Source organism: Pseudomonas resinovorans NBRC 106553, from assembly GCF_000412695.1.
GTDB lineage: Bacteria > Pseudomonadota > Gammaproteobacteria > Pseudomonadales > Pseudomonadaceae > Metapseudomonas > Metapseudomonas resinovorans_A.
On sequence record NC_021499.1, the window covers coordinates 4548015 to 4566107 of the forward strand.

Consider the following 18093-nt stretch of genomic DNA (forward strand, 5'->3'; position numbering starts at 1 on the left):
TCTTATGGCCGTCGTGGGGTGGACGTGGGGCCGTGTTCGGCAGCGGGACCCGGCTGCCGTACGGGATAGGGATTCAGCGGCGGCTGTAGCGGACCACCAGGCGGTCACCGCTCATCTGCAGGGCCTGCACCAGCAGGATCAGCAGGGCAACGGTGACCACCATCACGTCGGTCTGGAAACGCTGGTAGCCAAAACGGATGGCGAGGTCGCCGAGGCCGCCGCCACCGATCACCCCGGCCATGGCCGTGTAGTCCACCAGCACGATGGCGGTGACCGTCACGGCGGCGATCAGCCCCGTGCGGGCCTCCGGCAGCAGCGTGTGCCAGATGATCTGCCAGGTGCTGGCGCCCATGGCCTGGGTCGCCTCCACCAGGCCGCGGTCCACTTCCCGCAGGGCGGTTTCCACCAGCCGGCCGAAGAATGGCGTGCAGCCGGCCACCAGCGGCGGAATGGCCCCGGCGACGCCGAGAGAGGTGCCGGTGAGCAGCGTGGTCAGCGGGATCATCACGATCAGCAGGATGATGAAGGGCAGCGAGCGCAGCATGTTCACCAGGGCCGAGGCGGCGCGGTAGAAGCCGGGCTTCTCATGCATCTGCTGCTTGCCGGTGAGGTAGAGCAGCACCCCCAGGGGCAGGCCCAGGGCCACGGTGAAGCCGAGGGCCAGGGCGAGCATGGTCAGGGTGTCGAGGCAGGCCTGGCCGATCTCCAGCCAGTCGAGGTTGGCCAGCAGTTCGTTCATCGCCCCGCCCTCTTGCGCAGGCGCGCCGCCGGGTGCGGTTCGGCCAGGCGATCACCGGCGCCGAACAGCTTGTGGCGAAGGCTGCCTTCTTCGTACTCGCGCTTGAACAGGCCACGGGCCTGCAGCTCCGGCACCAGCAGGTCGACGATGTCGACGAAGGTTTCCGGGGCGACGATGCTGGACAGGTTGAAGCCGTCCACGTCGGTTTCCTCGACCCAGGCCTCAAGCTCATCGGCCACGGTTTTCGGCGAACCCACCAGCAGCGGGCCGTCGCCACCCAGGGCGCAGTAGTCGGCGATCTCGGCGGTGGTCCAGGTACGGCTGGGGTCGGCGGCGGTGAAGGCGTCCACCGCCGACTGGATGGCGTTGCTCTCGACCTGGCGCAGCACCTGGTCCGGCGCGTACTGGCCGAAGTCGATGCCGGTCCAGCCGGACATCAGGGTCAGGGCGCCGTCCCGGCTGGCGTACTCGCGGTACTCGCGCCACTTGGCCTGGGCCTCGGCATCGGTGGGGCCGACTATCACGGTGAGCTGGTTGAACACCTGGATATCGCTGCCCTTGCGGCCGGCGGCCTCGACCTGGCGGCGCAGGTCGGCCACCTGGTTGCGCAGGATGTGGCGAGTGGGCGCGGCGACGAACACGCACTCGGCGTTGGCGGCGGCGAAGGCCTTGCCACGGCTGGAGGCGCCGGCCTGGTAGAGCACCGGAGTGCGTTGCGGCGACGGCTCGCTCAGGTGGAAGCCGGGTACCTCGAAGTGCGCACCCTGGTGGGCGATGGGGTGCACCTTGGCCGGGTCGGCGTAGACGCCGCGCTCGGCATCGGCCACCACCGCATCCTCGTCCCAGCTGGCTTCCCAGAGCTTGTAGCAGACCTCCAGGTACTCGGCGGCCAGGGCGTAGCGCTGCTCATGGTTCAGTTGCTGCTTGAGGCCGATGTTGCGGGCGCCGCTCTCCAGGTACGAGGTGACGATGTTCCAGCCGGCGCGGCCATGGGTGAGGTGGTCCAGGGTGCTCATGCGCCGGGCGAAGGGGTACGGGTGCTCGAAGGACACCGAGGCGGTAACGCCGAAGCCCAGGTGGCGGGTGGCGGCGGCCATGGCCGGCACCAGCAGCAACGGGTCGTTCACCGGTACCTGGGCGGCCGTGCGCAGGGCGTGCTCGGGGCCGCCGTGGTAGACGTCGTAGACCCCCAGCACGTCGGCGAGGAACAGGCCGTCGATCTTGCCGCGCTCCAGGGTGCGCGCCAGCTCGATCCAGTAGTGGATGTCGGTGTAGCGCCGGGCCTGGTCGCGGGGGTGGCGCCAGAGGCCGGGGGACAGGTGGCCCACGGCGTTCATGGCAAAAGCATTGAGGCGGATCTGCTTGGTCATGATGCGCGCCTCAGGACCAGTCGTGGCGCGGCGGCTTGATGCCGTTGAGCAGCCAGTTGCCGACCACGTGGTACTTCCAGCGCACCGGGTCGTGCAGGGTATGGACCCGCGCGTTGCGCCAGTGACGGTCGTGGTTGTGGCGTTGCAGGGTGGAACGGGTGCCACCCAGCTCGAAGAGCTTGTTGGCGGCCTCGATGGCCACTTCGGTGGTCAGCACCTTGGCCTTGGCCACGGCCACCGAGGCGGCGGCCACGTTGTCTTCGTCGGTGGCCGGGCGGGCGGCGTCCATCACCTTGCCGGCGCGTTCCAGCAGGGCTTCGGCGGCTTCCAGGCGGATGCCCAGATTGCCTACCTGGATGATGGTCAGGGGGTCTTCGCTGGCCTTCGCCACCCCGGCGTCGATCCACGGCCGCGCGTGGTCGCGAACGAAGGCAATGGTGTCGCGCAGGGCGGCGCGGGCGATGCCGGCGTCGATGGCGGCGGTGGTGATCTGGGCGAAGGGACCGGCCAGCGTGGGGCTGTCGTAGGAGCGGTGGGTGGGGAACAGGTGGCTGGCGGACACCCGTAGCCCCTCGGCCAGCACCGTGCCGCTGGAGGTGTTGCGCTGGCCGATGCTGGACCAGTCGTCGACTATCACCAGGCCCTCGCTGCCGCGCGGGACGAAGGCCAGTTGGGCGCGGTCTTCCTCGTCCAGGGCCAGCACGCCCAGCCAGTGGGCATAGAGCGAGCCGGTGCAGTAGCCCTTGCGGCCGTCGATGACGAAACCGTCGCCCTCGCGGCGAATGCGGGTCTGGATGTCCTGGACGTTCTTGCCGCCGGTTTCCGACAGGGCGTTGGCGAAGCGGTTGCCCTTGAGCGCCAGGCCGAAGAAGAAACGCTTCTGCTCGTAGCTGCCCTGCAGGCGGATGTCCTCCAGCAGGCAGTAGTGGTTCTGCGGGATCTGCCCCAGGGAGGCATCGGCGGCCGAGATGACGGCGATCACCTCGGCCAGGGTGGCGTAGCTCACCTCCGCGCCGCCGAACACCTTGGGCACGGTGATGCCCCACAGGCCGCTGTTGGAGAAGACGTCCACCACCTCGGACGGCACCTTGCGGGTGCGGTCGCGCTCGGCGTCGCCTTCCAGCAGGAAGGCCGCTACGCGATGGGCCACCTCGATGGCCTCGGCATCGCTGCGGATGATGTGGGCATCCGGGATGCCGATGGGGTACGGGGCGGAAGTAGGGGTCTGCGACATGGGGTTCTCTGCACTGCTGTTTCGCCGCGAACAGTTGCGGCCTTGCTTGCAGAGGGATAAAGCAGCACCCGTGCCAAGTTTATTTATTGTTTAAAAACAACAACTTAAATAAAAACAGAAACAATGGACACGCTATAAAGCAGGCAACTTGTTGCTCAGGTGTTGCTGGCGCAACAGTCAGCCAGGCGTCCGCTGAATCGACACACAAGCGATGGAGGAGGCAGCGGGTCGAGACAGCTGGAATGCATTGATGCAATTTTTTTGCACTTAACCAGCAATAACATTCATTGGCCTTCTCTCTTTTCGGCCCCTTAGCATTCCGGCCATCCCCGACGCCAGGCCCGGCCGGGGTCTGCTCCGGCAGGCCTCCCGAGGAACCTTGCGCGAGAAAAACGTTTCCATTTCCAAGGATGGAGCTCCCGTTTCGGCGGGATTGAGGGGCCCTGGGTCCTGTACGAAAGGTCGCCGCGCGAAGGCAGTTTTCGTACAAGACCACGGCCTCTCCTTTTACCAACTGCCCAGTGTCTCGCCCATGCCCCAGAACCCTCTGCGTCTCTGGCTGCAGCGCTTGCTGCCCGATGCCAGCACTGCCCCGCCCCGTGAATGGCTGCGCGCCGCCATCGGCGGTTCCCTGGCCGTCGCCCTGGCCACCTTCGCCTGCCTGCAGCTGTTCGGTATCGACCTGGCACTGCGCCTGGCCGCACCCTTCGCCGCTTCTTCGGTATTGATCTTCGCCCTGGCCTCGAGCCCGGTGGCGCAGCCCTGGCCGGTGGTGGTGGGTAACCTGCTGGCGGCCGCCATCGGCCTGGGCGTCGGGCATTGGGTGCATGAACCGCTGCTGGCCGGGCCACTGGCCTTCGGCCTGGCCCTGGTGGCCATGCAGACCCTGCGCTGCCTGCATCCGCCAAGCTGCGCGGTAGCCCTGGGGGCCGCCCTGGGTGGGCCGCTGGTGGCCGAGCTGGGCTGGCACCTGCTGCTGCCTGTGCTGCTGGGTTCACTGCTGCTGGTGGCCACCGCGTTGCTGTTCCACAACCTCGGCGGCACGTCTTACCCGCGCAAGCTGGCGCAGCCGGCCAGCGGCCCGCACCTGACGGCCGACCCGCTGCCGGGAGAACGCAATGGCATTGCCGAGGAAGACCTGGACCACGCCCTGGCCGAGTTCGGCAGCGCCGTCGACGTGACCCGCGACGACCTCCAGCGCCTGCTCCAGCTCACCGAGAAGCACGCCCTGCGGCGCACCATGGGCGACCTGCGGGCGGCGCGGATCATGTCCCGCGACTTGCGCACCATCGCTCCCGAGGCGTCGGTCAGCGAAGCCTGGCGGCTGCTCGAACGCCATCAGTTGAAAGCCCTGCCTGTACTCGACGAACGCCAGCATCTGGTGGGCATCCTGACCCTCTCCGACCTGCTCGGCCACGCCGCCGGCGCCGCACCACGCAGCCTCGCCGAACGCTTTCGCGCCCGCCGCGAAGCGCCGGTATCACGGCTGATGAGCCGCCCGGTGCGCTGCGTCACGCTGGATACGCCGGTGGTGGAACTGGTGGGCCTGCTCTCCGACCAGGGCCTGCACTGCCTGCCGGTGCTGGACGATGGTGGCCGCGTGGTGGGCATAGTCAGCCAGAGCGACCTGATCGCCGGGCTCTACCACAACTGGCTGCACGAGCTGCACCAGCAGCCTGAGCTGCGCCTGGCGAGCTGAAACTCGTAGGTTGGGCTGAGCTACGCGAAGCCCAACGATTCCGGGCCACCCTCGCAATGTTGGGCTTCGCTTCGCTCTGCACCAACCTACAGGCTTGCGCAGTCTCAGATCGGATCCCAGCGCCGGGACCAGTCGATATCCTCGGCCACCACTTCGCGCAGCAGCTCGATGGCCTGGCGCAGGGCCGGGGTATCTTTCTCGCGGGAATAGACCAGGTAGGTGGGATAGGTGAATTCCGGCGCCCGATCCACCCGTTCCAGCTCGCCGCTCTCCAGGTGCCCCTGCACCACGCGGGCGCGGAAATAGCCGGCGCCGCCGCACTGCAGGATGTAGTGCAAGGCCAGCGGCCCCAGGTTGGTGGCCAGCACGGCGCTTGCCTTTTCCGGCAGCGCGGCGTCGTGGCGCTGGCGGAATTCCGGGCCCCAGTCGTTGTAGATGTAGGGCTCGGGGTTGGCCGTGGAGCGCACCTGGATCAGCTTCTCCTCCATCAGCAACTCCACCTGCAGCCCCGGCCAGTAATCGGGCCGGTAGACCAGCGCGGCATCCAGCAGGCCGCTCTGCAACTGCTGCTGCAATTGCCCCGCCTCGCCCACCTCGGCGCGCACCGCGTGGGACGGCATGCGCTCGCGCAGGCGGATCACCCAGCTCAGCACAAGCGGGCTGCACAGGCTCATCTCGCCGCCCAGGTTGAGCACGTCGCGGAAGCCCTCGGGCAGCGGCAGGTCGCGCCGGGCGGCTTCCCAGGTCTGCACCATCTGGTTGGCGTAGGCGACGAACACCTCGCCGTCGGCGGTCAGCCGCGCGCCGGCGCGATTGCGCACGAAGAGCCGGCAGTCCAGCTGCTGCTCCAGGTTCTGCACCCTGGCGGTGATGGTGGTCTGGGTGACGTGCAGGCGCTCGGCGGCGGCGACGAAGCTGCCGCTGCGGACGATCTCCAGGAAGGTACGCGCCAGGTCGATATCCATGGGCTCGCTCGACGGGGGACGGGAGCGCCGATTCTACCCGCGCGGACTCCCCCGTAGGATGGGTTGAGCGGAGCGATACCCATGCGGTCCGGATTGATGGGTATCGCAAGCTCACGGAACGCCGACCGACCCATCCTACAATCTGCTCCCTCGCGGTGCGGGCTCAGGGCTGCAGGTCGAACAGGGCGTTGCCGCTTTCCATATCGAAGGGCGCGGAGAAGTGCTCGTGGATGATCTTCCACTGCCCGCCGCGCTTGACGTAGCACTGGGTGCCACGCATCCAGCTGGTCTTCACCTCACCGTCCTGCTCACCGCCGCAGCGCACCAGGCAGTGCAGCAGCGCCAGGCTGTTGTCGACGTGGATGGTGGGCTCGGCGGGCTCGAAGATGCCGTCGCCGCCGCACATTTCCATGCAGAAGCGCCAGTGCTTGCCGTAGGCCTGGATGCCCTTGAACTGCAACTGGATGACGGCGTCGTAGGCGATCACGTCGTCCGCGTAGCAGGCCAGGATGGCGTCCACGTTCTTCGCCCGGGCGCCTTTGAGCCATTGATTGAAGGCTTCGTGCACTTCCAGTTCGGCGGTGGCCTTGAGGGTTTCGCTGCTCATGTCGTGTCTCCTTGGTTCCGGGTGGCGGCTCCGCGCCGCCGGGTTTCATCCCTAGTCGAGGAGCCGGAGCCGACTTCGACAGCACCAGGGTTCATGGTCGACGAATGGTTCAGTCAGCCATCCAGCTCACGCAGGCGCATTTCGATGAAGCGCCGCTCGGGCTCCTGGCGCGCCAGGGCCAGGGCGCTTTCGTAGGCCGCGCGCGCCTCGTCCTTGCGTCCCAGACGCCGGCAGAAGTCGGCGCGAGCGGCATGGGCCAGGTGGTAGTCGGCCAGTTCCCCGGCCTCCAGCAGGGCATCCACCTGGGCCAGTCCGGCCTCGGGGCCGTCGCGCATGGCAATGGCCACCGCGCGGTTCAGCGCCACCACAGGCGATTGCACCAGGCGCTGGAGCACGTCGTAGAGGCCGACTATCTGCCGCCAGTCGGTTACGGCCGCGTCCGCCGCCTGGGCATGCACGGCGGCGATGGCGGCCTGCAGCAGGTAGGCGCCGACCCGCCGGCTGGCCATGGCCTGGGCCACCAGGGCGAGGCCTTCGGCGATCTGCCCGTGGTCCCAGAGGGTGCGGTCCTGGTCGTCCAGCAGCACCAGCTCGCCGTCCGCCGTGGCGCGGGCGGCGCGGCGCGAATCGTGCAGCAGCATCAGCGCCAGCAGGCCCATGACTTCCGGGTCCGGCAGCAGTTCCAGCAGCAGGCGCGCCAGGCGGATGGCTTCGGCGGAGAGATCGGTGCGGGTCAGCGAATCGCCGGACGAGGCCGAGTAGCCCTCGTTGAACACCAGGTAGATGACCCGCAGCACGTTATCCAGGCGCTCCGGCAGTTCGGCCAGCGCCGGCACCTGGTAGGGAATGTGCGCATCGCGGATCTTCGCCTTGGCGCGGACGATGCGCTGGGCGATGGTGGACGGGCTGCTGAGGAAGGCGCGGGCGATTTCCTCGGTTTTCAGGTCGCAGACCTCGCGCAGGGTCAGGGGTACCTGGGCGTCGGCCGGCAACGCCGGGTGACAGCAGGTGAAGATCAGCCGCAGGCGGTCGTCTTCCACGTCCTCGCCCTCCAGGAAGGCGCTGGCCGCTTCTTCCAGTTCCGCCACCAGGTGACGCTTGGAGGCGTCGAAGCGGGCGCGGCGGCGCAGGCTGTCGATGGCCTTGAAGCGTCCGGCCGACACCAGCCAGGCGCGCGGGTTGGCCGGCAGGCCATCCCGTGGCCATTGCTGCACGGCGGCGATGAAGGCGTCGTGCAGGGCTTCCTCCGCCAGGTCGAAATCCCCCAGCAGGCGAATCAGCGTGGCGAGCACGCGACGCGAATCGCTGCGGTAGATCGCCTCGACCCGTTGGCGCAATTCGGCCTCTTCCATCAGGCCCTCCGTTTGCTTACGAAGCCGCGCCCAGGCTCGGCCGCATCTCGGGTTCGCGCACCGGCCGCACCTCGATGCAGCCGAGGCGGCCCGGCGGGATCTTCGAGGCGATCTGCAGGGCTTCGTTGAGGTCGCGGGCTTCGATCAGGTAGAAGCCACCGAGCTGCTCCTTGGTTTCGGCGAAGGGGCCGTCGGTCATGGACACGCGTCCGCCCTGGGTGCGCAGGGTGGTGGCGGTGCGCACCGACTCCAGGGCGTTGGACGCCAGGTAGTGGCCGCTGGCGCTCAGTTGCTCGGTGTAGTCCACGCACTCGCCGGCGATGGCCTGGTAGTCGGCATCGGTCAGGGTGGCCAGCTTGGCTTCTTCGATATAGATCAGGCACAGGTATTTCATGACGGCTTCCTCGGGTGGCTGCGGGGTACTGACACCCATTGGTCGTTCGGCCGCGCGAGAATTCGACAGGCCGGAGGGAAATTCCTTTCCCGTGGAGATGGTGTTCGTTGTAGGGGCGAATTCATTCGCCAGGCAGACCGCAGGTCTGCTTCCGGGGGTTGATTGGGGCCACTTCGTGCCCCTTGGCGAATGAATTCGCCCCTACGGAAGATGCTGAGCATAGCGCCGCGCAGCCATCCGGCCCGATGAGGGGCCGAATGGACTTTTGCAGGCTATTTCTCGGCCGCGGCCTTGAGGTTCTTCAGACCCTGGTCGAACTTGCCGCCGACCATGTCATCCATGTCGAAGAACACCTGCATCAGCCGATGCGAATAGGGCGAAGGCCCGTACATGGCCCAGGTCACCTGGGTACCGCCGTCCTCCGGACGCAGGGTGAACTCGGCGGTGTTGTGGGCCTCGAAGGGCATCTCGAAGTCGAGCTTGATCTCCACCCGCGAAGCCGGATCGCTCTTGGTGATTTCCATGCGCCCGGTGCCCACCTCGTTGTTGCCTTGCCAGGCATAGGTCGCGCCGACCCCTTCCTTCGGACCGCTGTAGTTGCGCTTCAACACCGGGTCGAGCTTTTCCCAGGGCGACCAGGCGGTCCACTGCTGCAAGTCGTTGATCAGCGGGAAGACCTTTTCCGGCGGCGCCGCGATGGTGGTGCTGCGTTCGATGCGGAAATGGTTGGGGCTGATCGCGGCGTATCCCAGAACGCCGAGCAGGCCGATGAAGATGATCGCGAGAATGGCTTTGAACATGGCGCCCTCCGGGGGCTTGCAGGCGGATGGATAGCACTTGGGAAGTACCGCCTGAACAAGGTTAGTCGCTCCGCGCTCCATCGCCCGCCAGGTGAATGTGCCGGGTCAACTCCTCGAACAGACTGGTGACCGAGCGCAGGGCGCGGCAATCCGGTCGGGTCAGCAGCCAGAGGGCGCTCGAGCAACCCGGCAGGTCGTCTTCCAGCACCCGCAGTCCGGCCTCGCCGCGCACCAGGAACGCGGGCAATGCCGCCACGCCGAGGCCGGCGCGCATCAACTGCGCCACCGACAACATGCTGCTGCAGCGGTAGGCCGGCTGCGCTTCGGGATAGCGCTGGCGGCGCCAGACCAGGCTCGGGTGGTTGGGCAGGAAGTCGTCCGGGCCGATCCAGGCCAGGCTCGCCGGATCACGCTCGCCGACCCGCGCCAGGTAGGTCTCCGCCGCGCAGAGCACATAGGGCACGGGCCCCAGGCAACGGCCCACCAGGTGACCGGGTGGCGAGGTGGTCAGGCGCAGGGCGACATCGGCGTCGCGACGGCTGAGGTTGGCGAAGTCGTTGGAGGTGGTGAGTTCCAGCTCCAACGCCGGGTAGCCCGGCATGAAGCGCGCCAGGGCCGGTAGCAGCAAGCCATGGAGCACGGCATCGGTGCAGGTCAGGCGCAGGGTGCCGCTGACCGCCTCGTGGCCCTGCTCCAGGCCCAGGCGGGCCGCTTCCAGGGCCTTCTCCGCCAGCTCGGCCTGCTGCGCCAGCAGTCGCGCCGCCGCGTTGGGCAGGTAACCGGCGCGGCTCTTCTCGAACAGCGGGCTGCCCAGGACCTGCTCCAGACGGCGCAGGGAACGGAACACCGTGGAGACGTCCACCCGGAGCAGCTCGGCCGCCCGCGCCAGGGTGCCGCCACGAACCAGGGCGAGCACCAGGGCGAGGTCGGCGTGGTCGATACTATATTGCGTCACTGCAATCTCACCTTGCCAGTTCGCCAATTTTTATTGCTTGAACGCAACTATATAGTCCAGCGGAACGGGCGCAAGACGCGCCCCACCTGGGAGGAAAGAGATGAAGCACTTGCGCATCGGCCTGGTAGGCGATCGGGACGATCGAGTCACCGCACACCGAGCCATCGGGCACGCCCTGGAACTCGCCTCGCGGGCGACCGGCCTGGCGCTGGAAGCCACCTGGCTGCCCACCGAGAAGGTCGCCGCCACCAACCTCGACGACTTCCACGGCCTCTGGTGCGTCCCCAACAGTCCCTACCGCGACCCCGAAGGTGCGCTAAGCGCCATCGGCCATGCGCGGCGCACCACCCTGCCCTTCCTCGGCACCTGCGGCGGTTTCCAGCACGCGCTGCTGGAATATGCGCGCAACGTACTTGGCTGGGCCGATGCCGAGCACGCCGAAAACACCCCGGACGCCCCACGCGCGGTGATCAGCCCGCTGCCCTGCGCGCTGCGGGAAACCCTGGAGCGGGTGCACCTGCTGCCGGGTTCCCGACTGGCCAAGGCCTACGGCGCGAGCGAGGCCTTCGAAGGCTACTTCTGCGGCTATGGGCTCAACCCAGTGTTTCGCGAAGAACTCACCCGAGGCCCGCTGCGGGTCGCCAGTGTCGATGGCGCCGGCGCGGTACGGGGGATCGAGCTGGAGGGCCACCCCTTCTTCGTCGCCACCCTGTTCCAGCCGGAACGCGCCGCCCTGATCGGCCGCGTGCCGCCCTTGGTGCAGGCCTTCGCCAACGCCTGCCAGGAGCGCGCCGGATGATCGCCCGCACACCCGAACCGCCCTACTACGCCGTGATCTTCACCTCCCTGCGTACGGACACCGAGCAGGACTACGCTGCCACCGCCGGACGCATGCTGGAGCTGGCGGCCGACCAGCCCGGCTTCCTCGGCGTGGAATCCGCCCGAGGCGCCGACGGGCTGGGGATCACCGTTTCCTACTGGGCCAGCGAGGACGACATTCGCCACTGGCGCGTCCAGGCCGAACACCGCGAGGCGCAACGCCGCGGCCGGGCGGACTGGTACCGGGCATTCCGCACGCGGGTGGCGAAGGTGGAGCGGGAATATGGGATGGGTTGAGGCGGGTGGTAGGAGCGAATTCATTCGCGAAAAGTTCGGGTACCGAGTCAGCCGATGCCCCCTCTCCCCCGCCCCTCTCCCAGAGGGAGAGGGGTGACGCAGTCCTGATGCCTATACCGGCCTGAAACTGAGCGGAGACGATGACGCCGCGCAAAGCGCCCCTTCAGGAGGCCGAGCGCAATCGTTGTGAAACGGAGCGAAGCGAAGTAACAGCCGCAGGCTGGCCCGAAGGGCGAGCGCAGCGAGTCAGGAGGACGAGCGGCATGAATGCCGCGAGAGCCGCGCAGGGCCATGGATGGCCCTTCGCGCCGTGCCCCCGGAGCGACGATGTAGCGAGGGAACCCGGCGCAGCCGGGGCCGGATGCAGGGGCAAGCGTTTTGCTTCCTTTTAGGCGACTGTAAAAGGAAGTCGCCCGAGTGGGCGAAACAGATATCCACCGCCCGCTCGGCAATGGGCTGAACAAACAAAGCTCAAGCCCCTTCGCACCTGTCTTCCGCCGACGGACACGGCCATCAGCTCCAACAAACAGCATGGGTATCGCAGGCTCAACCCATCCTACGTTGCTTATCCCCACGCAGCAGTCCGTAGCCCGATACCCCGCGAAGAAGCATAAAAAAGCCCCGCCAGATGGCGGGGCCGAATCAAAGGAGCTGTACCCGTGTCGTCTTAGAACACGTACTGAGCACGGACAACCATGCCATCGCCATCGTCGTCGCCAACGGCGTTGGTGGCGTTGTCCACCTTGCTCATGACGTAGTAGCCGCTCAGCTTCACGGCTTCGTTGGCGTACCAGTTCACACCGAAGTTGTGCACCTGGGCTTCGACGTCGTCACGAGTGGCGAAGGCGCCGTTGTCGTCCGAGGCACTGATGTTGTCGTAGCGGTAGAACACTTCCCAGGCGCCCATGCTCTTGTTGGCCGGCTTGATCTTGTCGAACTTGCCCAGCTTGTAGTCACGGGCTTCACCGGTGAGGGTGTAGGCCAGCTGCACGTAGTAACCGTCGGCGTCGATGTCCTCGCGGTCGGCGGCCTTGGCTTGCACTTCGCGCTTGAGGTATTCGCTCTGGATGGAGAACGGACCGGTGGCGAAGGCGGCTTCCAGGCCCCAGGTGCTGTCGGTGTCGAAAGAGCCGGCCGGGGTGTTGTTGGCGCCGGCCAGTACCAGGCGGTTGCCGTTGGTGCCGGCGTCCTGGCCACCGTCGGTGCTCACGCCACGGATGCCCAGGCGGCTGCGGATACGGCCGTCGAACGCGGTGTCGGACAGGTCGCGCTGGGCGTAGTTGACGCCGAAGTGCAGCACGTTGCCGGCTTCGTGCATCGGGGCGAATACGCCGCGCAGGTTGACCTGCTTGATGCTGTCGCCGTCCTTGTCCTGGTTGGTGGCATCGTTGGCCATGATGCCGGCCGAGCCGTAGAGGGACGCGCCGTAGGTGCCGGAAACCTGTACAGCCATGCCGCCGTTGTGGGAGTTGACGTAGTCGGCCAGGTCATAGGCGGCGGTACGTTCCTGGGCGGTCACCCACTTGGAGCTGGTGGCCTTCTCCAGACCGAAGTCGGGGTCGAAGCGGCCCATCTTGATCACGACCGGCTGGAAACCGGTGTAGGCGATGGAGGCCTCGTCGAAGTAACCGTCCTCGCTGCGGTTGTCGCCGCCGGCGTTGTGGGAGAAGTCGTAGTTGATCTGGTAGGCCCAGTCGGTGTACGCCACGCCACCCAGTTCCAGGAAGGCGCGACGGAAGTAACCGGCGTCAGCGGTGTTGCCATTCACGGTGTAGAAACCGTCGAAGCGGCTGTAGTCAGCCTGCAGGCGGCCACCCAGCTTGAAGCTGAAAGCCTTGTCGGTGGTGCCAACTTCAAGGCCGCCTTTGGTCTTGACGACGATATCGGCGCCGTCAGTGGTAACGGTACCGGCGAAAGCCTGGGCGGAAATGGCCAGGGCCATGGCGCTGGCGGCAAAACCGGCGAAGTGCTTACGGATCATCGAAGAATTCCCCTATTGGTCTTTAGCGTTAGAAAACACGAGAGCTCTGGGCTCGTCGGTGCTGGGGGGGAATCTTGGCGGCGGGTTATTTCAGCCCAGTTGCTTATATATAAATATTTTGTGACAACGGAACTTTTTTACTCCGAATATTCATAAGCGATGAGCCGCTCTGGACCGCGGCTTTCAGCCGGTTTTGGCGGTTTCGACGGGGGAGTTGACGCGGAATACAGCGGCTTGCGGATTTGCCGAATCGCGACTACCGCAAGGGGGCGAGAAAGGTCTGGCTAGGGGTTGTCGCGGCGCTGCTGCGCGAGAAAGGCGGCCAGGTCGTCCAGGTCGCTTCCCTGGCTTTCCGGCATGTGGCGGATCACGGCTTGGGTCAGCTTCATCTGCTTGATGAAGCGCCGGCAGTTGCGGCAGAGCATCAGGTGGCGGCGCACGGCCATGCGCTCACGGAAACTCAGCTCGCCATCGAGCAGATCGCTGGAACGCGCGACCAGTTCCTTGCACGTCAGCATTGGCCTGTCTCCTCGAAATGTTCCAGGGTGGCGAACAGCTTCAGGCGGCCGCGATGCAGCAGCACCCGGACATTGGAGAGCGAGATCTCCAATAAATTACAGATGTCTTCCAGCTCCAGTCCCTGGCGCTCCCGCAGCAACACCACGCTGCGCTGCAGGTCCGAGAGGCTGAGCAGGGTCTTTTCCAGGCATTCGCGCAGTTCGTCTTCGGTGAGCAGGGCTTCGGGCGTGTCCTCGTGCCAGGCGGGCACGGTGGCCGCCCAGTGACCGTCCTCGGCGAAGCGGGCATCGCCCACGCTGCCATGGGGCGCAGGCAGGTCGTCGAGCAGCACTTCACGGCGGTTTTGCCGCAGACGGCTACGGGCGGTATTGGCGACTATGGTGAGCAGCCAGGTCTTGAGGCTGGAGCGCCCCTGGAAGCCCGAGAGGTTTCGCACCACGGCCAGCCAGGCGTCCTGCACCACTTCATCGGCGTAGCGTTGGCCGACGATGGCGTAGGCCACCGCGCGCATGGCGCCCTGGTAGGCGCCAATCAGTTCGCGAAAGGCGCCCTGCTCCCCAGCCAGCAGCCGGGGCAGCAGGTCGACGTCGGCGGGCAGGCCCATCAGCGCTTGCGCAGGATCACGCTGCCGATGGAGTAGCCGGCGCCGAAGGAGCTGAGCACACCCAACGCACCGCTGGGCAGGTCGTCCTGGTGTTTGTGGAAGGCGATCACCGAGCCGGCGGAGCTGGTGTTGGCGTAGGTGTCGAGGATCACCGGCGCCTCGTCCGGCTCGGCTTCGCGGCCCAACAGCTTGCGGGCGATCAGCAGGTTCATGTTGAGGTTGGCCTGGTGCAGCCAGAAGCGCTTCACGTCGCCGACGTTGAGCTGGTTCTCCGCCAGGTGGGCGGCGATCAGCTCGGCGACCATCGGGCAGACGTCCTTGAAGACCTTGCGGCCTTCCTGCACGAACAGCTTGTCGCGGGCGCCCACGCCCTCTTCCGCCGCGCGGTTGAGGAAGCCGAAGTTGTTGCGGATGTTGTTGGAGAACTGAGTCAGCAGCTTGGTGCCGACGATATCGAACTGGTGCCTGGAGGTGGCCTGGTCGGCCCGTTCGATGATCACCGCGGTGGCCGCATCGCCGAAGATGAAGTGGCTGTCACGGTCGCGGAAGTTCAGGTGGCCGGTGCAGATTTCCGGGTTGACCATGAGGATCGCGCGGGCCTGGCCGGTCTGTACCGCCGTGGTGGCGGCCTGGATGCCGAAGGTGGCCGAGGAGCAGGCGACGTTCATGTCGAAGCCGTAGCCGTCGATGCCCAGGGCCGCCTGGACTTCGATCGCCACCGCCGGGTAGGCGCGCTGCAGGTTGGAGCAGGCGACGATCACACCGTCAATGTCGGCCGGGGTCTTGCCGGCGCGTTCCAGCGCCTGCTTCGCGGCGGCCACGGACATCTCGCAGAGGATGCCCCACTCGTCATTGCTGCGCTCGGGGATGCGCGGCAGCATGCGCTGCGGGTCAAGGATGCCGTCCTTGTCCACCACGAAGCGGCTCTTGATGCCGGAGGCCTTTTCGATGAAGGCGGCGCTGGATTCGGTCAGGGCCTCGATCTCGCCGCGCTCGATGGCGGCGGCGTTCTCCGCGTTGTAGGCCTGCACGTAGGCATTGAAGGAGGCCACCAGCTCTTCGTTGGAGATGCTGTTGGACGGGGTATACAGGCCGGTGCCACTGATCACGACATTGTGCACGGTCGATCCTCTCGTTACTGGGCCGCTCCCTGGAGCGGCCGGTTCAGGCAGTCAGCCGCCGGCCCGGTCGGGCCCACGGCGGAAAATGGTCGTCTCGCCGAGCGGGACGGAACAGCAAACAGGGGTGGAAGCCTTCGCACGACATCCTTCGCCATGCCCCGTTGAGGCTTGCGGTTTCGCCCGACCAGGTCGGCGGGCGTTTCCCTCACGGGCGTTCCACTTCTTATCCAGATGCGAAGGGTAACGCCAGAAAGAGCGGCTGGCGACGGGGACTTTCGCCAAATCATCGGCGAAGTGGCGAGAATCACCGGTCAGTTCGCGACCTGTAGGTAAGCGCGGGTAGCCATGCCCCGCCCGAAGCGAGAATGCCGCCCCTTCGGACCACCGGTTCACGCGATGCGCACGTGCTCGGCAAGAAAGTCCAGCACCGCCCGCACCCGCGCCGGCAGGTGCCCACCCTTGCCCAGGTACAGCGCGTGCATGGGCTTGGTGTCGCCGGGGTTGAAGTCTTCCAGGACCGGGACCAGTCGCCCGGCGGCGATGTCGTCGCGTACCTGGAAGGTCCCCAACCGCGCCAGCCCGAGGCCGGCGAGCACCAGATGGCGCAGGCTGTCGCCGTCGCTGGCAAGGGTATTGCCGATGGGCTCGGGGTCCTGGGCCTGCCTGCCCAGGAACGGCCAGTCCGGCTCGATGCGCCGGTAGCTGAAGCCCAGGCAATTGTGCTCCACCAGTTCGCGCGGATGCTGCGGCGCACCGTGCCGCGCCAGATAGTCCGGCGCGGCCACGACCTGGTGCCCCGACTCCCCGAGAAAGCGCGCCACCAGCCGCGAATCCTTCAGCGTGCCGCTGCGGATGGCCACGTCGGCGCGCTCCTCCAGCAGGTCCACCACTTCGTCAGAGAGATGCAGGTCCAGGCTGACTCCGGGGTAGCGCTCGAAAAACAGCGGCAGCGCCGGAATCAGGAGTTGCCGTCCCACCGGCAGGTTGCAGCTGAGCCGTACCTTGCCCTGGGCGGTGGCGCTGGCCGAGGCCTCGCGCTCGGCCTCGTCGAGGTCGGCGAGGATGCGCAGGCTGCGGTCATAGAACGCCGCGCCTTCGGCGGTGAGCTGCTGGCGCCGGGTGGAACGGTTGAACAAACGCGCGCCGAGGCGATCTTCCAGGCGCGCCACCAGCTTGCTCACGGCCGATGGCGTCATTCCGCATTTCTGCGCGGCGGCGCTGAAACCGCCGGTTTCCACTACGCGGACGAATACATCCATTTCGCCGAAGCGATTGACGTCGGGTCTGGCCATGTTGATTTGAATTCACAAGTCATTTGCTTGGAAGCAGTCTATATCAGCAAAACAGGCAGGGATAAGGTGGCGCCCATTCCACTAATCAACTGGGAGAACCCTCGTGCCCATTGCCCTGTACGCCTTGACCGCCGGAGCCTTCGGCATCGGCCTGACCGAATTCGTGATCATGGGGTTGCTGCTGGAGGTCGGCCAGGACCTTGGCGTATCCATTTCCGCCGCCGGCTTGCTGATCTCCGGTTACGCCCTTGGCGTGGTGCTCGGCGCCCCGCTGCTCACCGCGCTAACCGCGCGCTGGTCCCAGCGCCGCACGCTGCTGGGCCTGATGGTGATCTTCACCCTCGGCAACCTCGCCTGCGCCCTTGCGCCGGACTACACCACGCTGATGGCCGCGCGGGTGCTGACCGCCTTCGCCCACGGCACCTTCTTCGGCGTCGGCTCGGTGGTCGCCACCAGCCTGGTGCCCGCCGAACGCCGCGCCTCGGCCATCGCGCTGATGTTCACCGGGCTGACCCTGGCCACCATCCTCGGCGTGCCGCTGGGCACCTGGCTGGGGCAGCTCTACGGCTGGCGGGCGACGTTCTGGGCCGTGAGCGGTATCGGCCTGGCCACGCTGGCGATCCTCGCCCTGTACCTGCCCCGCGACAGCGGGTCGGAACAGACCGGCAGCCTGCGCGACGACTTCCGCGTGCTGAAACGCCCGCCGGTGCTGCTCGGCCTGTTGACCACGGTGCTCGGCTTCGGTGGCGTGTTCACGGTCTTCAGCTACATCTCGCCGCTACTCACGCGCCTGGCCGGCTTTTCCGACAGCGCCGTGTCGCCGGTGCTGCTGGTGTTCGGCGGCGGCCTGATGCTGGGCAACCTGCTGGGCGGCAAGCTGGCCGACCGCAAGCTGGTCCCCGCCCTGCTAGGCAGCATGGCGGCGCTGGCCCTGGTGCTGGGGCTGATGACCTTCGCCCTGGAGAATCGCGTGGCGGTGGTGGTGTTCATCGCCCTGGTCGGCGCAGCCGGCTTCGCCACGGTGCCACCGTTGCAGATGTGGGTGCTGGAAAAGGCCCAGGGCGCCGGGCAGAGCGTGGCGGCCAGCTTCAACATCGCCGCCTTCAACCTGGGCAACGCCCTGGGTGCCTGGATCGGCGGGATGACCATCGATCATGGCCCCGGCCTCGCGGCCCTGCCCTGGGTCGCCGCCGCGCTGCCGGTGGCGGCGATCGCCGTGGCGCTGCTGTGCCTGCGCCTGGAACGCGCACCACGTAGCGCTGGCGAAACCGCAGGGCAGGCCGTGGCCTGAAGTCAGAAACGCCAGCGAAGCCCTGGCCGCGATGGCCAGGGCTTCGTGCGTTCA

General features: G+C 67.0%; 18 protein-coding genes. 4 read left to right on the top strand and 14 right to left on the bottom strand.

Annotated elements, in window-relative coordinates:
- Window positions 1-73 precede the first annotated feature (73 nt).
- Genes PCA10_RS20540 through PCA10_RS20550 form a run of 3 tightly spaced genes read right to left on the bottom strand, consistent with a single transcriptional unit; the run spans window position 74 to window position 3343 of the window.
- Window positions 74-739 (bottom strand): methionine ABC transporter permease, encoded by a 666-nt coding sequence (locus PCA10_RS20540; protein WP_016494002.1) that lies wholly within the window; start codon window positions 737-739, stop codon window positions 74-76.
- Window positions 736-2109, bottom strand: coding sequence for an LLM class flavin-dependent oxidoreductase (locus tag PCA10_RS20545; RefSeq protein WP_016494003.1), 1374 nt, complete (start codon window positions 2107-2109; stop codon window positions 736-738). Before PCA10_RS20545 ends, PCA10_RS20540 begins: the two co-directional genes overlap by 4 nt.
- Before the next feature lie 10 nt (window positions 2110-2119).
- On the bottom strand, window positions 2120-3343 hold the full coding sequence (locus PCA10_RS20550) for an SfnB family sulfur acquisition oxidoreductase (protein ID WP_016494004.1): 1224 nt from the start codon (window positions 3341-3343) through the stop codon (window positions 2120-2122).
- A gap of 532 nt (window positions 3344-3875) precedes the next feature.
- Between PCA10_RS20550 and PCA10_RS20555 the strand changes: the two genes are divergently transcribed.
- Window positions 3876-5042, top strand: coding sequence for an HPP family protein (locus tag PCA10_RS20555; protein ID WP_016494005.1), 1167 nt, complete (start codon window positions 3876-3878; stop codon window positions 5040-5042).
- A gap of 104 nt (window positions 5043-5146) precedes the next feature.
- Here the strand turns inward: PCA10_RS20555 and PCA10_RS20560 are convergent, their stop codons facing one another.
- From PCA10_RS20560 to PCA10_RS20585, 6 genes are all read right to left on the bottom strand, one after another.
- A complete protein-coding gene (locus PCA10_RS20560) occupies window positions 5147-6007 on the bottom strand; it encodes a LysR family transcriptional regulator (protein ID WP_016494006.1) in 861 nt (286 codons plus the stop codon).
- A gap of 163 nt (window positions 6008-6170) precedes the next feature.
- Window positions 6171-6614: a YybH family protein gene (locus tag PCA10_RS20565; protein WP_016494007.1), complete on the bottom strand. Its 444-nt coding sequence runs from the start codon at window positions 6612-6614 to the stop codon at window positions 6171-6173.
- A gap of 113 nt (window positions 6615-6727) precedes the next feature.
- Window positions 6728-7951 carry an RNA polymerase sigma factor gene (locus PCA10_RS20570; RefSeq protein WP_144277064.1) on the bottom strand — a complete coding sequence of 408 codons (1224 nt, stop codon included), beginning with the start codon at window positions 7949-7951 and terminating at the stop codon, window positions 6728-6730.
- A 31-nt stretch (window positions 7952-7982) separates the two neighbouring features.
- On the bottom strand, window positions 7983-8360 hold the full coding sequence (locus PCA10_RS20575; protein ID WP_016494009.1) for a YciI family protein: 378 nt from the start codon (window positions 8358-8360) through the stop codon (window positions 7983-7985).
- Window positions 8361-8632: 272 nt separating this feature from the next.
- On the bottom strand, window positions 8633-9160 hold the full coding sequence (locus PCA10_RS20580) for an SRPBCC family protein (protein ID WP_016494010.1): 528 nt from the start codon (window positions 9158-9160) through the stop codon (window positions 8633-8635).
- Window positions 9161-9221: 61 nt separating this feature from the next.
- Window positions 9222-10121, bottom strand: coding sequence for a LysR family transcriptional regulator (locus PCA10_RS20585; RefSeq protein WP_041770885.1), 900 nt, complete (start codon window positions 10119-10121; stop codon window positions 9222-9224).
- Between the two features lie 94 nt (window positions 10122-10215).
- Here PCA10_RS20585 and PCA10_RS20590 point away from each other — a divergent pair, with 94 nt between their 5' ends.
- On the top strand, window positions 10216-10914 hold the full coding sequence (locus tag PCA10_RS20590; protein WP_016494012.1) for a CTP synthase C-terminal region-related (seleno)protein: 699 nt from the start codon (window positions 10216-10218) through the stop codon (window positions 10912-10914).
- Window positions 10911-11231, top strand: coding sequence for an antibiotic biosynthesis monooxygenase family protein (locus tag PCA10_RS20595; RefSeq protein ID WP_016494013.1), 321 nt, complete (start codon window positions 10911-10913; stop codon window positions 11229-11231). The genes PCA10_RS20590 and PCA10_RS20595 overlap by 4 nt, the downstream gene beginning before the upstream one ends.
- Before the next feature lie 667 nt (window positions 11232-11898).
- Here PCA10_RS20595 and PCA10_RS20600 read toward each other — a convergent pair.
- The 5 genes from PCA10_RS20600 to PCA10_RS20620 form a co-directional block, all read right to left on the bottom strand.
- The gene (locus PCA10_RS20600; protein WP_016494014.1) at window positions 11899-13212 is read right to left on the bottom strand and encodes an OprO/OprP family phosphate-selective porin; all 1314 of its coding nucleotides are present in this window, start codon (window positions 13210-13212) and stop codon (window positions 11899-11901) included.
- 284 nt (window positions 13213-13496) lie between these two features.
- Entirely contained in the window at window positions 13497-13730 is a 234-nt protein-coding gene (locus PCA10_RS20605) for a zf-HC2 domain-containing protein (protein WP_016494015.1), read from the bottom strand.
- Window positions 13724-14335: an RNA polymerase sigma factor gene (locus tag PCA10_RS20610; protein WP_016494016.1), complete on the bottom strand. Its 612-nt coding sequence runs from the start codon at window positions 14333-14335 to the stop codon at window positions 13724-13726. The genes PCA10_RS20605 and PCA10_RS20610 overlap by 7 nt, the downstream gene beginning before the upstream one ends.
- Window positions 14335-15456, bottom strand: a complete 1122-nt coding sequence (locus PCA10_RS20615) for a beta-ketoacyl-ACP synthase III (protein WP_016494017.1) — start codon at window positions 15454-15456, stop codon at window positions 14335-14337. The genes PCA10_RS20610 and PCA10_RS20615 overlap by 1 nt, the downstream gene beginning before the upstream one ends.
- A gap of 389 nt (window positions 15457-15845) precedes the next feature.
- The gene (locus tag PCA10_RS20620) at window positions 15846-16748 is read right to left on the bottom strand and encodes a LysR family transcriptional regulator (protein WP_016494018.1); all 903 of its coding nucleotides are present in this window, start codon (window positions 16746-16748) and stop codon (window positions 15846-15848) included.
- 103 nt (window positions 16749-16851) lie between these two features.
- Between PCA10_RS20620 and PCA10_RS20625 the strand changes: the two genes are divergently transcribed.
- Entirely contained in the window at window positions 16852-18039 is a 1188-nt protein-coding gene (locus PCA10_RS20625) for an MFS transporter (protein WP_016494019.1), read from the top strand.
- The last annotated feature ends 54 nt before the right edge of the window (window positions 18040-18093 follow it).

Excerpts from the sequence above, each read along its gene's own strand:
- PCA10_RS20600 (WP_016494014.1), bottom strand. The coding sequence starts at position 13,212 with ATGATCCGTAAGCACTTCGCCGGTTTTGCCGCCAGCGCCATGGCCCTG.
- PCA10_RS20595 (WP_016494013.1), top strand. The coding sequence starts at position 10,911 with ATGATCGCCCGCACACCCGAACCGCCCTACTACGCCGTGATCTTCACC.
- PCA10_RS20560 (WP_016494006.1), bottom strand. The coding sequence starts at position 6,007 with ATGGATATCGACCTGGCGCGTACCTTCCTGGAGATCGTCCGCAGCGGC.
- PCA10_RS20590 (WP_016494012.1), top strand. The coding sequence starts at position 10,216 with ATGAAGCACTTGCGCATCGGCCTGGTAGGCGATCGGGACGATCGAGTC.
- PCA10_RS20605 (WP_016494015.1), bottom strand. The coding sequence starts at position 13,730 with ATGCTGACGTGCAAGGAACTGGTCGCGCGTTCCAGCGATCTGCTCGAT.
- PCA10_RS20575 (WP_016494009.1), bottom strand. The coding sequence starts at position 8,360 with ATGAAATACCTGTGCCTGATCTATATCGAAGAAGCCAAGCTGGCCACC.
- PCA10_RS20610 (WP_016494016.1), bottom strand. The coding sequence starts at position 14,335 with ATGGGCCTGCCCGCCGACGTCGACCTGCTGCCCCGGCTGCTGGCTGGG.
- PCA10_RS20620 (WP_016494018.1), bottom strand. The coding sequence starts at position 16,748 with ATGGCCAGACCCGACGTCAATCGCTTCGGCGAAATGGATGTATTCGTC.
- PCA10_RS20580 (WP_016494010.1), bottom strand. The coding sequence starts at position 9,160 with ATGTTCAAAGCCATTCTCGCGATCATCTTCATCGGCCTGCTCGGCGTT.
- PCA10_RS20565 (WP_016494007.1), bottom strand. The coding sequence starts at position 6,614 with ATGAGCAGCGAAACCCTCAAGGCCACCGCCGAACTGGAAGTGCACGAA.
- PCA10_RS20545 (WP_016494003.1), bottom strand. The coding sequence starts at position 2,109 with ATGACCAAGCAGATCCGCCTCAATGCTTTTGCCATGAACGCCGTGGGC.
- PCA10_RS20550 (WP_016494004.1), bottom strand. The coding sequence starts at position 3,343 with ATGTCGCAGACCCCTACTTCCGCCCCGTACCCCATCGGCATCCCGGAT.
- PCA10_RS20540 (WP_016494002.1), bottom strand. The coding sequence starts at position 739 with ATGAACGAACTGCTGGCCAACCTCGACTGGCTGGAGATCGGCCAGGCC.
- PCA10_RS20555 (WP_016494005.1), top strand. The coding sequence starts at position 3,876 with ATGCCCCAGAACCCTCTGCGTCTCTGGCTGCAGCGCTTGCTGCCCGAT.